The following is a 14,324-nucleotide window of genomic DNA, read 5'->3' on the forward strand; positions in this document are numbered from 1 at the left end:
TCCTAATGAGCATCGGGCGGGGGCGCGGTGTTGCCGAACGGGCGCGAAAACAGCACGCTCAGCAAGCCGACCACGAAGCACAGCGCAACCGCCAAAAAGGCGTCCGAGAATGCGAGCACCAGCGCTTCGCGCATCAATGCCGCGTGCAATTCGGCGAGCCCCGCACTCGCGGCGTTCAAGACATCACCACCAACAGCCGACAGATACTCGGCCTGCTTCTGCAAGATCGATTCGACGACCGGACGACCCGCATTCAGATGTTCGTCGAGCCGTTCGTAGTGCAGGTTCAGACGGTCGTTCAACATCGTGCTGCTGACCGCGATGCCGATCGCACCGCCGAGATTGCGCATCAGATTGAACAGCCCGCTCGCGGAGCGCAGCCGCGACGGCGGCAACGCACCCAGCGCCATCGTCACGATCGGCGGAATACAGAATTGCTGGCCAATTCCGCGCAACGCTTGCGGAATCAGCAACTGCTGCCAGCCCCATTGGTTCGTCAACGGCACGTACAGATAGCAGCCGATGCCAAACAGCGCGAGTCCGAACACCATCAGCATGCGCATATCGACGAAGCGCGCGAGCGTCGAGTAGGCAGCCAGCGCGAGCAACTGAAAACAGCCAACGGACAGCAACGCGAGACCAATCTGCAACGAATCGAAGCCGCGCACGCGCGCAAGAAACACCGGCGTCAGAAACACGGTGCAGAAGATTCCGATCCCGGTAATGAACGACAGCAGACTGCCGATACCGAAATTGCGCAACGCCAGTGCGCGCAGATCGACGATCGGTTCCTTCGCGGTGAACGCATGCACGAGGAACAGAAACCCGCAGATGGCCGCGACCCACGCGCACAGAACGATCACGTCGTCGCCGAACCAGTTTTTGCGCGGTCCCTCTTCGAGCACGTATTCGAGGCAACCGAGAAAACCCGACATCAGCAGGATGCCGAAGTAGTCGCCCTTTTTCAGCAAGGACAGATCGACCTTGTCGATATGCACGTACTTCGGCACCAACAGCGTGACGGCGACGCCCGGTACCAGGTTCAGATAGAACAGCCAGTGCCACGACCATTGCGACGTGATCCAGCCGCCGATCACCGGGCCGATCGTCGGCGCAAGCGACGCAAGCGCGCCGATCGTCGTCGACGCGATCAAACGCTGCTTGCCGGGAAACAGCACGAACGCGGTCGTGAACACGGTCGGGATCATTGCGGCACCGAGCGCGCCTTGCAGACCGCGAAACAGGATCATCGAGTTGATGTCCCACGCGAGACCGCACAGCATGCTGGTGACCGTGAAGCCGAACGCGGAGAAGGTGAAGACCCAGCGCGTCGAGAACACGCGCGTGAGCCACCCCGACATCGGAATCACGATGATCTCCGCGATCAGATACGAGGTCTGCACCCAGGAGAGTTCATCCTGACTGGCGGACAGTCCGCCGCCGATATCGCGCAGCGACGATGCGACGATCTGGATATCGAGCGTCGCCATGAAAAAACCGAGGCACATCAGCGCGAATGCGAAGACCTTGGTGCGGGTCGGCTGGTCGGCGGGGTTGTCAAAAGCGTGAGTCATGATCGGTTCATCCCTGCGCGGCCGGATGGCCCGCATCGAGGTGCACTTTCACGGTCGCGGACAGGCCCGGACGCAGCACGCCCTGCATGTCCTTCGGCACGTCGAGGCGCACGCGCACCGGCACGCGCTGCACGATCTTCGTGAAGTTGCCGGTCGCGTTTTCCGCGGGCAAGACGCTGAAGGTCGCACCGGTCGCCGGTGCAAGACTGTCGACCACGCCGTGCAGCGTTGTGCTCGACGCATCGAGTTCGACGTCGACGCTGTCGCCCGAATGCATTTTGCGCAGCTGATCTTCCTTGAAGTTCGCGTCGATCCATAAACCGCTCGCCGGCACGACGGTCAGCAGCGACACGCCCGTGTTGGCGAGCAGCCCAACGCGAGCGGTGCGATTGCCGACATAGCCATCGATCGGCGAGCGGATCGTCGTGTACTCGACGTTCAACGCGGCGACGCGCTGCGCGGCCTGCGCGGTCGCGATGCGCGCTTTCGCGTCGCCGATCTGAGCGTCGAGCACCGCGATCTGGCGTTGCGCCGCGAGCAGCGCCGCGCTGCTGCGATCGACCGCCGCGCGCGCTTTGGCCAGATCGGCGTCGGCCTTCTCGACGACCTGGTTCGACACCGCGTCGTCTTTCACGAGCTCGCGGTAGCGCGTCTGGTCGGCGGCGCTGCGTGTGAGCTCGGCGCCCGACGCGCGGACCTCGGCGGCCTGCTCGTTGATCGCCGCGAGTTGCAGTGATTTCTTCGCTTCGAGTTCGGTGACGGCGGCCTGCGCGCTCTCCACTTCAGCGCTGGCCTGGGCGAGGCGCGCGTCGTAGTCGCGGGCATCTAGACGCACGAGCACCTGGTTGGCGTGCACGAACTCGTTGTCGTGCACGAGCACGTCGGTGACGAAGCCGTTGACCTTCGGCGCCATCACCGTGACGTCGCCGCCGACGTACGCATCGTCGGTGCTCTCGACGAAGCGGCCGACGAAGAACCAGTACGAAGTGGCAAGCGCCAACACGACGAGAACGGAGAGGATCGCGAGCAGCATCCACGGGATACGCCGAGCCTGTCTGGCGGGTTGTACCGCGCTTGGCGGCGCGACGGTCGAAGGAGTTGTGGACATGGTGTCGATATGTGCGTATGCACTCTTCAGATTGAAAAAAAACGGCGCAGTGCGCCGGCCTCCGCTATCTTCAGCGTTTATGTCAAAGCGTATCCCGGGTGATCGCAAACAACTCGGTGCGCAGTGCAGCCGCGCGCTCCTCGCCGAAGCGGTGCTCGAACTCGGCCTGGGCGGCATACCAATGAGCGCGGCCTGCGTCTTGCCGCTCTTCGCCCGCGGCGGTCAGCGAGATCAGCAGCGCGCGCGCATCCGCGCCCATCGCCTCGCTCGACACCAGCCCGTCGCGTCGCAGCGGTTGAATCGTACGGACCAGCGTGGTGCGCTGCATGCGCATGGCCTCGGCGATCTGCTTCATCGTCATCGGACCGGTGCGCTTCAGGCGCCCCAGCAGCGAAAACTGCGTGATGGTCAGCCCCACATTCGACAGATGCCGGTCGTAGATCTGCGATACGTGACGCGCGGCCTGGCGGATCGCAAAGCAGTCGTCGTCGAAAAGCGCTTCCATTCGCTTCACTTCCTTTGCTCGTTAGTGCATATGCACATTAAGCGGCGTCATAAAACCCGCCGAAGCGGGTTCCTACGCACGATCTAACCGGTGATGCTGAACAGCTCGGTACGCAGCGTCTTTGCGCGGGCGCGGCCGAACTTCTTTTCGAATTCGTCCTGCGCGGCGCGCCATGCGACGGAGGCCTGATCGAACGTCGTCTTGCCTTTTTCCGTCAGGCTGAACAGCAACGTGCGGTTGTCGTGGTCCGCCGCCTCGGCCAGCACGAGGCCATCGCGCTGCAGGGGCTTCATCGCGCGGACCAGCGTGGTGCGCTCCATCACCATCGCGTCCGCGAGCTCCGCCATAGGCAGGCTCGGTGTGCGCGCGAGCTTCGCGAGGATCGTGAACTGCGCAGCGGTCAGCCCAACGCTGCCGAGATGGCGCTCGTACATCTGCGTGACGTGCCGCGCCGCCTGGCGCAGCGCGAAGCAGTTGCATTCGTCGTAGGAGAGAGGACGGTTCATGGAGCGAAGTTTATGTGTGCATATGCACTGTGTCAAGTTTTTCGAATGGCAACGGGCAAATGCCTCACCCGTAGCGCTACGGCGGCCTTCATCTTGCGACTTGCCAGCTGTAATTGTTATGTTATAACATGACCAAAAATTGGCGCTCCAGCCCTGCCGTTTTTCACACGGGCCCACTGCGACGTCCAACAAAATCCGTCCGACCTATGAGCGGACAGTCCATGCTCAACGACCACTTATGACCGTCATCGCCATTACCGTTCTCATCGAAAAGTAGGCCTGATCGACGGGCCTGCTATCGCGCGTCGTCAACCTCCAGTTCGCCTGTCCTTCCCCTGCCGGCCAGGGGCGAGGTGGGCGAGCTTTTGCCGAACGCTTCTGTTCATCAACGCATCGTCCTTAGCGCGAGCAACAACAATGAAAAACCGCACACTGACCGCACAGGCGGCGATCGTGTTCTGTACCGCCGTCTCGAACGCATGGGGCGCGCCGAGCAACGCCATATTGACGGGCACGGTCTCCGATCCCGCGGGCCGACCCGTCGCTCACGCGAAAGTGGAGGTACAGGACGCGAGCGGCGCCTCCATTGGCACGTCGAACACGGACACGTCGGGGCACTTCTCGATCGACGGCGTGGCGCCCGGCACGTATGCGGTCGTCGTCACCGCGGCCGGTTTTGCAAGCGGCAGCAGCATCGCGACCGCCCAGTCCGGCGCCCCGGCGAGCGTCAGCGTACAACTGCAAAAGAGCGATACACTCGACGTGCAGGTCAACGCACAACGTCTGAACGCTGCCCGCAACGGCTTGCTGCCCGAAACGGGCAGCAGCGTCTATCGCTTCACGCAGGCGGACATCGATACGATGCCGGCGGGCGCGAACACGCCGCTCAATCAGGTGCTGCTGCAAGCGCCCGGCGTCGCCAACGACTCGTACGGCCAGCTGCACGTGCGCGGCGAGCACGCCAATTTGCAATACCGGATCAACGGCATCATCATTCCGGAGCCGATCAGCGGCTTCGGCCAGTCGCTCGACACGCGCATCATCGATCAAATGAACCTGCTCACGGGCGCCCTGCCCGCGCAGTACGGCTACCGCACGGCCGGTATCGTCGACATCCGCACCAAATCGGGCGACATGGGCAGCGGCGGCTCGATCGACGTATTCGGCGGCAGCCATCAGACCGTCAAAACGAGTGCCGACGTGTTCGGCAGCGAGGGACCGTTCAGCTACTACCTGAGCGGCTCGCTCGGCATGAACAATCTCGGCATCGAGAATCCGACGGCGAGCGCCAATGCGATTCACGATCACACGCGCCAGGGCAATGCATTCGGCTATCTGTCGTATCTGATCAATCCGCTCACGCGTGTGAGTCTGTTGTTCGGCGCGACCAGCAACCAGTTCGAGATTCCGAACACGCCGGGGCTCACGCCGAACTTCGCGCTCAACGGCCACAGCACGTTCGATTCGTCGCAACTGAACGAAACGCAATCGGAGCTGAACAATTTCGCGGCGCTCGCGCTTCAAGGCACCAACGGCGGCGCGCTCGATTACCAGGTCGCCTTCTTTACGCGCTATACGCGCACGAAGTTCAATCCCGATCCGATCGGCGACCTGATGTTCAACGGGGTAGCATCGGAGGACTTCCATAGCAACACAGCCAACGGCGTGCAGGTCGATACGACCTGGCGCATCAACGACAGTCACACGGTTCGCACGGGCGTCTTCTTCCAGCAGGAACACGCGATATTCGACAATAACGTGTCTGTGTTCCCCGCCGACGCGGACGGCAACCAGCTCTCCGACGTGCCCTTCAACATCCAGGACAGCAGCAGCAAGACCGGCTATCTGTACAGCCTGTACGCGCAGGACGAATGGAAGCTGACCGACCGGCTCACGCTGAACTATGGCTTGCGTTACGACCGCATGGACGAGTACACGAGCGCGAGCCAGTTGAGCCCACGCGTCGGCCTCGTCTACACGCTCACGTCGTCGACGACGCTGCACGCCGGCTACGCGCGCTACTTCACGCCGCCGCCGTTCGAACTCGTGTCCGGCTCGACGATATCGAAGTTCGACGGCACGACGAATCAGAGTTCGGTAACACAGAACGATCCTGTACAGCCGGAACGCAGCCACTATTTCGATCTCGGCATCACGCAGAAACTCGGCCCTGCCGTCACGCTCGGACTCGACGCGTACTACAAGAAATCGACCGACCTGCTCGACGAAGGACAGTTCGGCTCCGCGCTGATCTACACGCCGTTCAACTACCAGTACGGCAGAACGTATGGCGTCGAATTCACCGCCAACTACAAACAGGACAATCTCTCCGCGTATCTGAACCTCGCGTATAGCCGCGCGCAAGGCAAGAACATCAACTCCGCGCAGTTCAATTTCGGTGCGGACGAACTGGCGTACATCTCGAACAACTGGGTGTACCTCGATCACGACCAGCGCGTGACCGCATCGTTCGGCGCGGCATACGACTTCCACCAAACCACCTTCACGTTCGACGGAATCGTCGGCTCCGGCCTGCGCAGCGGCTTTGCGAACACCGATCGCCTGCCCGTCTATGCGCAGTTCAACCTCGGCGTAATCCAGCACTTCAACGAGCCGATGATCGGCAAGTTCGACGCGCGTCTGGTGGTGATCAACGCATTCAACCGCGTGTACGAGTTGCGTGACGGCTCGGGCATCGGCGTCGGCGCGCCGCAGTACGGTCCGCATTTCGCGGTCTATGCGGGCGTGACCAAGTACTTCTGATCGACGGCAGGGAGAACCATCATGCAGGAATGGACAGGCTTTATCGCGGCGATGCGCACCGGCGGGTGGATCATGTATCCGCTCAGCGTGCTCGGCGTGCTCGCATTGACCATCATCATCGAGCGGGCGTATGTGTTTGCCCGCTTCGCAAGCGCACCGGCGCGTGTTTTGCAACCCACGTCGTCAGCCGATGACAACCGTCTCGACCGTCTCGCCCCGCACCACGCGTTTCGGCGCATGGCCGCGCCGTGGCTGTCGGAATCCGACTCGCCGCTGTGGCTGCGCGAGGCGTCGGCGCAATCGATCGCATCGCAGATCGAGCGCGACATGGGCCGCGGTCTGTGGCTACTGGAGACGATCGTCACGGCGGCGCCGCTGCTCGGCTTGCTCGGCACGATCGTCGGGATGATGAAGTCATTCCAGCTGTTCGGCGGCAATGGGCTCGTCGATCCGGGCGGTGTCACGGGCGGGGTGGCGCAGTCGCTGGTGGCGACCGCGATCGGACTCATCGTCGCGGTCTTCGCACTGTTCGCGTTCAACTATTTTTCACGGCGGCTCGAGCGTCTGATGGATGAACTCGAACTATTCGCCAACGCGCGACTCAGCGCGCTGCGCCTGCAACAAGAGGCGCGAGGCGAGCGCTGATGAAACTCAAACGCTCGCGCGCCTCGCGGCGCGGCCGCATCGAAATCATTCCGATGATCGACGTGATGTTCTTTCTGCTCGCGACCTTCATGCTCGCCTCGCTGGCGATGCAACGTCTCGACGCGGTGCGGATCAATCTGCCTTTGGGACGCGCGCAGCCGATCAGCACGAGCGAGCCGCTGACGATATCGGTGAACGGCAACGACGAGGTCTCGGTCAATCGCCACGTCGTTCGCGCGGATCAGATCGAGCCTGAAGTGAAGCGCCTGCTGCGCGCGGACGGCAACGTCGTCATCGCGGCCGACGATCACGCGGGTCACGGCGCGGTCGTGCAGGCCATGCTCGCGGCGCGACGCGCGGGCGCCGAACACTTTCTGATCGCCGTGCATCGTGATTAAAGCTTGCCGCGAGCTGTTCGGGGGGCACGTTGTGGGACCGCTGCGTACCGCCGTCGCTTGTCTGATCTCGCTGGGTATCTGGCCTCTGGTGCTGGCTGCGCTGTCGTCCGGGTTGCTGAAGTCGAGTCAGCCAGCCCCACCGCCTGCTCCACTGGATATGCACGTGGTCGTGCTCGACGAGCCTGCGCCGCCTGAATCCCGTCCGTCGCAAACTCCGGTTGCGGTTCCAGCGGAACAGGCGCCACGGCACGCGCAGACGCAATCGCGTACCTCAGCGCATCGCGCGGTGCCGCCTGTGCCAACCAGGCCGCAGACGCTGACGACGCCCGCTGCCGCAGCGCCGTCGGTACCGGTTGCTAGTCAGGCACAACGCCCGTCGCAAGATGATCAGCCGGAACAAACGGCCGCCGCGGGATCGCAGCAATCGTCCGCACAGCGCGACGCCGCTCCAGCCGCCTCGGCAAGCTCCAACACCGCCGCCCGCTCCATCTCGCAACCGCTACCGACGCTGCCCGACGACTTGCGCGAGCAGGCCTATCAGACGATCGCGACAGCCCGCTTCACGATCCACGCCGACGGCTCGGTCGATGTCGAGCTCATTCACGCGACGCCGAACCCCCGTCTCAATCAGCTGCTGCTCGACACGTTGCGGCGCTGGCGCTTTTTTCCCGCGCTGCGCGATGGCCGGCCCGTCGAAAGCACGCAAAACATCCGCGTGCATTTCAACGTCAGTTGAACGGCGCCTACTGGCTTGCGCAGGTGAAGTTCGCCGCGACGTTCACGTCGCCCGAGCCGTTATAGCGCGGAAAGGTCGGATATTGGCACAGCGGCCGTGTGCGTCCGGGCACGCCCGCCGTATCGGCGACGATCTGCGCGGGCGGCACCACGCCGTTTTCGACCCAGTTTTCGAGCGTCGTCAGCGAATCCCACGACGCGTTGAACACGGTGCTGACCGCATGGCCATAGCCGGGAATCTCGTAGAAGCGCACGAACTTCGCCACGGTGGACACGCCCATCGTCGCTTGCAGACGCTGATAGTACTGCTCGGTCGAACGCGTGCTGACGAGCGCGTCGGCCATGCCGTGCGCCATCAGGATCTTGCCGCCCTTCGCATTGAAGGCCGACAGATCCGTCTTGTTGACGTCCTGCAGGCCCGTCAGTTGACTGATGCGCGCCTGCAGACTGCCCGGATTCTGCGGATCGACGGCGAGCGAGTTGTAGTTCGGGTCGCGCGTGACGAAGTAGCGGATCCACTGGTCCCAGAACACGCTCAGATACGGCGTGGTCGTGGGCATCGGCGATGCGGGCTGTGACATGCCGAGCGCGAGCGTGGTCACTGTCGGCTGCAACGCCGAAGGATTCGCGATGCCGAGATCGGCGCCGTACACGTTGAAGCCCGGATACTGCGTCTCGCCGCTCGCGAGGGTGTAGCCGAACGTGATCGGCGTGTTGTACACGTTCAGCGCCGCGATCTGCACGAGTCGGCTTCATCTCGCACGCCGTGTCTGCGCTGGGGGATGTGAGGCGCGAAGGTATACGGCAATGCAGTGCATAGCAAGCGGCGTGCCGCGAGCCGCCGGCGGGCCACGGCATGCATTGCAGGTCTCCGCGAAAGGATCTCAACCAACGGCGACGCGCTTTCCGGATCGCAACCGACGATTGAATGTGCTGGCCGCCTGGCAAAAAGTGTCAGGCGAGTAAAGAAGAAAGAGTCGACTTTGCAATCGGCTTCGCTGCCGCGCTCGCTATAGCCTTCAACGCAGATCCGCACGAAGATCGCGCACGCCTTTGCCGAGCCGTTGGCGCAACAGCGTGCGCAACGTGGCACCGTCGACATAGCCGACCTCGGCCGCAATCGCGTCGATGCCGAGGCCGCTGCCATGCAGCAGCGACTGCGCATACTCGACACGCAGATCCTGAAAGTAAGCCAATGGCGATTTGCCGAGCACGTCCTGGCAACGACGCTGCAGCGTACGCGCGCTCGTCGCCAATGCGGCCGCAGCATGCTTCAGCGAGAACCCTTCCTTCAGATGATCGCGCGCCCATCGCTCGAAACGCTGAATCAGCGGATCGGCCTGAGCCAGATGGTTCGGGATGATGTACGGCGCCTGGGATGAGCGCAGGTCGGCGAGCAGGTAGCGCGACACGAGCGTAGCCAGCTCGGGGCTCGCGCGGCGGATCAACCACAGCGCGAGATCGAGATGCCCCATCGCCGCACCCGCAGTCACACCGACGTCCGATGGCACCAGCATGCGCGACTCGTCGAGCAACACGGCCGGATAGCGTTGCCGGAACAATGGACCCAGCCACCAGGTCGTGGTCGCTTCGCGATGATCGAGGAGTCCGGTTTCCGCGACGAGGAACGTGCCGATGCACGACGCGGCGATCAACGTGCCCTGTGCATGCCATGCCAGCATTTGCACCCTGGCGTCGCCCACGTCCGGCCGCTCGAGCGCGGGTACCAGCTGCTCCGGCGTACCGGTACTGAGCGCGGGAATGATCACCCAGTCCGGCTTCAGGTCCGCGGTGATCGCTTGCACGGGGATGGTCAGCCCCTGCCCTGAGCGAACCTTCTTGCGCACGCCGACGACCGACAGTTCGAAGTGCGGCCGACCGCCCATCTTCGCGGCCGCGAACCGGTTGGCGAGCGAGAACGCGTCGAGCATGACGGTGAGACCGGTGTCAAACAGCCCCTGCAAGGCGAGCACGGCGATGCGCATGGCGTAAATGACCCTAAAGTTGTCATTTGCGACGATACAGCTTTTCCCGGCCGAGGGCTACAGTGAGCCCCGTTGTACATCGCAACCAACGTCGACCCAGGAGGTCACTGATGAAAGTTTTCGCCATCGCAACCGCACAACCGACCCTCACCCCGGACAAGCTCCAGCAGCACATGCCCCACGAGGTGCCGGCCACGCTCCAGCTTTATCTCGACGGCAAGGTCGAGCAGTTCTGGTTCCGCGACAAGGCCGGACCGATTTTCCTGATGAACGTCGGGTCGGTCGACGAGGCCAAGGCAATACTCAACGCTTTGCCGCTCGTGGCTGACGGGCTGATGAAGTATGAATACCTGCCGGTGGGACCGCTCGCGCCGCTGGGGCGGCTGATTCAGAAGGGGTGAAGTCACGCTGGTGGGGAGCCGTGCCGCCAATGTGCCTGGCGGCCCGTTTGAAGAAGCATTACTGCCCGACCTTCTCCGATTCGACGACCAGGTCCAGCACATAAGCGACCGACGGCGCATCGGCAGGCGGGTTCCTGACTGTGAAACGCTTCACGCGCACGACGTTACGGATGCCCGGCGTGTGCGTATAGCCTTCGATATCCTGATTCAACGGGTGCCACGGACCAGGCGTGCCGGTCGCCAGGCCCTGCTCGTCGAAGAAGCGATCGCGCACGAGCAGACATTGCGCGTTCGGTATCAACGGATGGTTGCACGGCACGGACTGCGCCGCCACTTCAAGGAACGCTATTTGACCGGGGCCGCCGTAGCGCGTCTCGGCCGTGGGCACACCGCTAAAGCTCAGCGTGTCGCCGCTATCGGTGACCAGTTGCAGGCTCGGCGCGTTGTCCCGCGCGAGCAGGGTCACGTTGACGCTGCCGCGCACACGCTGCGAGATCGCATCGTCGAGTGCGGCAAGCGCGGCATCGTGGCAGGCCATCATCGTGCTGACCATCGGGCCGATCTGCAAATACCCTTTCCTGACGGTGTAACCCGCTCCCATGCTGTTGCAGCTATTGACGACGGTGATCCGGTACGGACTGAAGTCGAGCTGCACTGGCCTGTCTGGGCGGACGAACAGGGCATCGATGTGCGTGCCATTGCGATCGATCGCGTTGTTCAGTTGCCAGTGGTATCGGGTCAACAGATCGGTGCCGGTCGGCGACGCCGGGTTGGCGGCGGCCGTGGTTGCCGATGGCGCCGGCGCTGTCACTTCCGGTGCCTGTGCGCAGGCGGCGAGAACGAGCGGCAGAAATAGCATGCAGTATTTCACGTCGGCACCTCGCTGAGTTCAGTGGTCGTTCCGGGCGTTTGCTCGCGTCGTCGGGCCAAGGGACGCGAGAATCAGGTCGCATGCACGAAAGCCGGAAGTGCCAGTGAAGGGTACCACCCGGCCGCATCAGGCCGGGTTTGCGCACCTGCTTAGTTCAGGCCGCGAGCATCGACTCGACGACCGACAGCATAACGCAGGTGGAAGGCGTAAAAACGTCGCTCGATGCTGATCGGATTCCTCGTTACGTGGCCGAACTGCGGCCAGTGCGGCAGGCTACGCCTGGGAAATGTCACGGCCGACGGAAGGACGGGCGTGACGCCGCTTCAGCCGAGGGCGCAACATCAGATAGAAGGCGGCAACATGAGTGATCGCCAGCGTCGGCACATAGATGATCGGAATCGCGTACAAGGCGCCCAGCTCGCCTGCATGCGCGGGCAGATCGGCCGCGGTTGCGTGGTAGTAGTCGATGATCAGGTCGGCCATACCAACCAGATTGAAAGCGACGACGAACGACCAGAAAAGCGGACGTATCCGGGCCGTCAGCAACGCCAGCATCGCCAGCACCCCCGTGGCGAAATCCCCATAGGCGGCGAACACGGCGAAGCTCGCGGACAGTTGCGGACTGACGACACCAGGCAACAGAAAGGCGAGCCCGAAGAAGCGGAAGCTGTGCAACGTGGCGATCGCGCGTTGCGCGTCGAATGGAGCCATCGACTTGAGCTTCGGCCAGACGTAGGTGCCGAAGCACAATAGCCAGGCGACATAGCCCAGAACGAGATGCAACTGAAAGAGAAGCCGCGGTGCCATGATGCCTCCTGTCGAAAGGTGGACGCGCAGGTGTTAGGTGTACCATCGTCTCGCGCGGGTGACTATTCCTCACAATGTTGACAGGCTATGAAGCAGAACTTCACAGTCAGGCAGGGCGCGCTCGACGGCGTCGAAGTCTTCCTCAGCGTTGCCGAGCATCGCAGTTTTCGCGGGGCCGCCGCGCAACTGGGCGTGACGCCGTCGGCCGTCAGTCAGGCGGTGCGTGTGCTCGAAGCCCGCCTCGGTGCGACGCTCTTCATCCGCACCACGCGCAGCGTCGGCTTGACCGAAGCCGGCGAGCGCTTTCTCGCTCGGGCCAAGCCCGCCTTCGAGGAACTCGTCGCCGCCAGCGAGGTGGCGCGCGGACTCGGCGAGCGACCGTCCGGCCTGTTGCGTCTTTCCGTGCCGCGTGCAGTCGTGCCGATCCTGCTGGAGCCGCTGATCGCGTCATTCTGCAAGGCCAATCCCGAGGTCGAGGTGGAAATAGCGGCCAGCAAGGAGCTGATCGATCTCGCGACGGAAGGCTTCGACGCCGGCATCCGGCTCGGCCAGTTTGTCGCCGCCGACATGGTCGCGGTGCCGCTCACGGCACCGTTCCGTTTTGTCGTCGTGGGAAGTCCTGCCTATTTCGCGGCGCGCGGCCGCCCTGAGAAAATGGACGATCTGCGCGAGCATGCATGCATTCGCTGGCGGCGCTCCAGCGGCGCGCTCGCGTTGTGGTCGTTCAACGATAACGGCCAGCCGATCGAGATCGCCGTCTCCGGTCCTTTCATCGCCAGCGATTTTCCGAGCGTGCTGGGCGCGGCGATCGAAGGCGTTGGCCTTGCCCAGCTACCCGAGCCGATGGCCGCCGAGGGGTTGCGAACGGGAAAGCTGCTGCACGTTCTGAAGGCGTACGCGCCGATGGTCCCGGGCGTGTTTCTCTACTATCCGAGCCGCCGCCAGATCATGCCGAAGCTGCGTGCGTTCATCGATCATGTCAAGAGCCGCGCGACGCGCTCGATGCCTGGCGACAGTTGACGAAGTTGATGATGTCGTCGAGGAAGCTCAAAGGTCTTCGCATAGCCGTCGCTCGGACCGGACACCGAAGCAGTAACCCACGATCAGCATGCGCGTGATTGGCCAGGTGCGGATTTTATGCCGATGGTGCTTCGCTCTCATGCCGCGATTTTTTCATCGTCGCCGGATCGCGCACGATGGTGACCGCGCACGGCGCGTAGGCGAGCACCTGGCGGGCGACCGAACCGATCAGCCAGCGATCGAACGGCGTATGTCCGCGATGCCCCACCACGAGATGGTCGATATCATGCCGCTCCGCGTACAGCACGATCTCCTTTGCCGGCGGGCCGACCACGAGATCGAACTCCACGGCCCCGATCGAAGCGGCGAGCTTCGCCTTGATGTCGTCGAGGATCGCGGTGGCATGGCGCACTTCCAGATCGATCAGATTTTTTCGCTCAACTTCTATCGCACCCCAGTCCGGCGTGCGCGCGACGACGAGCACATGCAAGCGCGCGTCGAAACGCTTCGCGAGATCGACCGCGAAAGCAACGGCATATTGCGCGGACGCCGACCCGTCATAACCTACCAGCACGTTCTGCATGATTTGCTCCTGTGCGGTTCAAACTGGGCCGTGACTTTGTTGGACGAAATGCATCGAGCCATTTGCGTGAACCGCGAGCGCTCCCCGACTTCACGGCGTCGGCGCGAAAGCATGCGCGAACCACTCGCGAACCCGCCGCGTGGATTGTCATGCGGACGACGTCGGCACCGGCGGTGTTGAATCAGTTGTCGTCGCTTCTGGACGGGAGGTGCTCGTGAGGCTCGGGCTCTGCCGCGTCGGCGTTAGGAAGGTCGTCTGGGGCCGGATTTTTCAGGCCCTTCGGATCGGGCTGGCGAGTCTTGCCGGCGGAAGTTTGCGCGGGGTCGAGAGAGGTGCCGGTCGGCTCAGCGGATGGATTGGAGGTCATGATGTGCTCCTGCGCTGATGAATACAGCTTCTACCATGATAGTTCACCTGGCCGAT

Annotated in this window: 15 protein-coding genes and 1 pseudogene; 6 read left to right on the plus strand and 10 right to left on the minus strand. The window is 63.2% G+C overall.

Features of this window, described 5'->3' with window-relative positions; all coding sequences use genetic code 11:
• Positions 1–2: 2 nt before the first annotated feature.
• From OKW29_RS15005 to OKW29_RS15020, 4 genes are all read right to left on the minus strand, one after another.
• Positions 3–1,574 (minus strand): DHA2 family efflux MFS transporter permease subunit, encoded by a 1,572-nt coding sequence (locus OKW29_RS15005; RefSeq protein ID WP_184063134.1) that lies wholly within the window; start codon positions 1,572–1,574, stop codon positions 3–5.
• Positions 1,575–1,581: 7 nt separating this feature from the next.
• Positions 1,582–2,682: an HlyD family secretion protein gene (locus OKW29_RS15010; RefSeq protein WP_429291601.1), complete on the minus strand. Its 1,101-nt coding sequence runs from the start codon at positions 2,680–2,682 to the stop codon at positions 1,582–1,584.
• Between the two features lie 82 nt (positions 2,683–2,764).
• The gene (locus OKW29_RS15015) at positions 2,765–3,187 is read right to left on the minus strand and encodes a MarR family winged helix-turn-helix transcriptional regulator (RefSeq protein WP_184025155.1); all 423 of its coding nucleotides are present in this window, start codon (positions 3,185–3,187) and stop codon (positions 2,765–2,767) included.
• 83 nt (positions 3,188–3,270) lie between these two features.
• Positions 3,271–3,693, minus strand: a complete 423-nt coding sequence (locus tag OKW29_RS15020) for a MarR family winged helix-turn-helix transcriptional regulator (RefSeq protein ID WP_429291602.1) — start codon at positions 3,691–3,693, stop codon at positions 3,271–3,273.
• A 417-nt stretch (positions 3,694–4,110) separates the two neighbouring features.
• Here OKW29_RS15020 and OKW29_RS15025 point away from each other — a divergent pair, with 417 nt between their 5' ends.
• The 4 genes from OKW29_RS15025 to OKW29_RS15040 are packed head-to-tail and all read left to right on the plus strand — an operon-like array spanning position 4,111 to position 8,235.
• On the plus strand, positions 4,111–6,456 hold the full coding sequence (locus tag OKW29_RS15025) for a TonB-dependent receptor (protein WP_429291603.1): 2,346 nt from the start codon (positions 4,111–4,113) through the stop codon (positions 6,454–6,456).
• Positions 6,457–6,477: 21 nt separating this feature from the next.
• Positions 6,478–7,101, plus strand: coding sequence for a MotA/TolQ/ExbB proton channel family protein (locus OKW29_RS15030; RefSeq protein ID WP_090807159.1), 624 nt, complete (start codon positions 6,478–6,480; stop codon positions 7,099–7,101).
• Positions 7,101–7,499, plus strand: a complete 399-nt coding sequence (locus OKW29_RS15035) for an ExbD/TolR family protein (RefSeq protein ID WP_429291604.1) — start codon at positions 7,101–7,103, stop codon at positions 7,497–7,499. Before OKW29_RS15030 ends, OKW29_RS15035 begins: the two co-directional genes overlap by 1 nt.
• The gene (locus OKW29_RS15040; RefSeq protein ID WP_429291605.1) at positions 7,492–8,235 is read left to right on the plus strand and encodes an energy transducer TonB; all 744 of its coding nucleotides are present in this window, start codon (positions 7,492–7,494) and stop codon (positions 8,233–8,235) included. Before OKW29_RS15035 ends, OKW29_RS15040 begins: the two co-directional genes overlap by 8 nt.
• Before the next feature lie 7 nt (positions 8,236–8,242).
• On the opposite strand, the pseudogene OKW29_RS15045 reads toward OKW29_RS15040, so the two are convergent.
• Positions 8,243–8,974: pseudogene (locus OKW29_RS15045) on the minus strand (tannase/feruloyl esterase family alpha/beta hydrolase); the annotation flags it as partial.
• Positions 8,975–9,253: 279 nt separating this feature from the next.
• Entirely contained in the window at positions 9,254–10,219 is a 966-nt protein-coding gene (locus OKW29_RS15050) for a GlxA family transcriptional regulator (protein WP_429291606.1), read from the minus strand.
• A gap of 110 nt (positions 10,220–10,329) precedes the next feature.
• On the opposite strand from OKW29_RS15050, the gene OKW29_RS15055 reads away from it, so the two are divergent.
• Positions 10,330–10,620: a hypothetical protein gene (locus OKW29_RS15055; RefSeq protein WP_184025141.1), complete on the plus strand. Its 291-nt coding sequence runs from the start codon at positions 10,330–10,332 to the stop codon at positions 10,618–10,620.
• 58 nt (positions 10,621–10,678) lie between these two features.
• On the opposite strand, the gene OKW29_RS15060 is transcribed toward OKW29_RS15055, so the two are convergent.
• Positions 10,679–11,491 carry a DUF4377 domain-containing protein gene (locus tag OKW29_RS15060; protein ID WP_429291607.1) on the minus strand — a complete coding sequence of 271 codons (813 nt, stop codon included), beginning with the start codon at positions 11,489–11,491 and terminating at the stop codon, positions 10,679–10,681.
• A gap of 273 nt (positions 11,492–11,764) precedes the next feature.
• Complete coding sequence (locus OKW29_RS15065) at positions 11,765–12,298, minus strand: hypothetical protein (protein WP_184063142.1); 534 nt, start codon at positions 12,296–12,298, stop codon at positions 11,765–11,767.
• A gap of 87 nt (positions 12,299–12,385) precedes the next feature.
• Between OKW29_RS15065 and OKW29_RS15070 the strand changes: the two genes are divergently transcribed.
• Positions 12,386–13,318, plus strand: a complete 933-nt coding sequence (locus OKW29_RS15070; protein WP_429291608.1) for a LysR family transcriptional regulator — start codon at positions 12,386–12,388, stop codon at positions 13,316–13,318.
• A gap of 115 nt (positions 13,319–13,433) precedes the next feature.
• Here OKW29_RS15070 and OKW29_RS15075 read toward each other — a convergent pair whose 3' ends face one another.
• The gene (locus tag OKW29_RS15075; RefSeq protein ID WP_429291609.1) at positions 13,434–13,901 is read right to left on the minus strand and encodes a universal stress protein; all 468 of its coding nucleotides are present in this window, start codon (positions 13,899–13,901) and stop codon (positions 13,434–13,436) included.
• Between the two features lie 181 nt (positions 13,902–14,082).
• Positions 14,083–14,268, minus strand: coding sequence for a hypothetical protein (locus OKW29_RS15080; RefSeq protein WP_187618715.1), 186 nt, complete (start codon positions 14,266–14,268; stop codon positions 14,083–14,085).
• Between the last annotated feature and the right edge of the window lie 56 nt (positions 14,269–14,324).

Source organism: Paraburkholderia sp. CI3, assembly GCF_050436505.1.
GTDB lineage: Bacteria > Pseudomonadota > Gammaproteobacteria > Burkholderiales > Burkholderiaceae > Paraburkholderia > Paraburkholderia tuberum.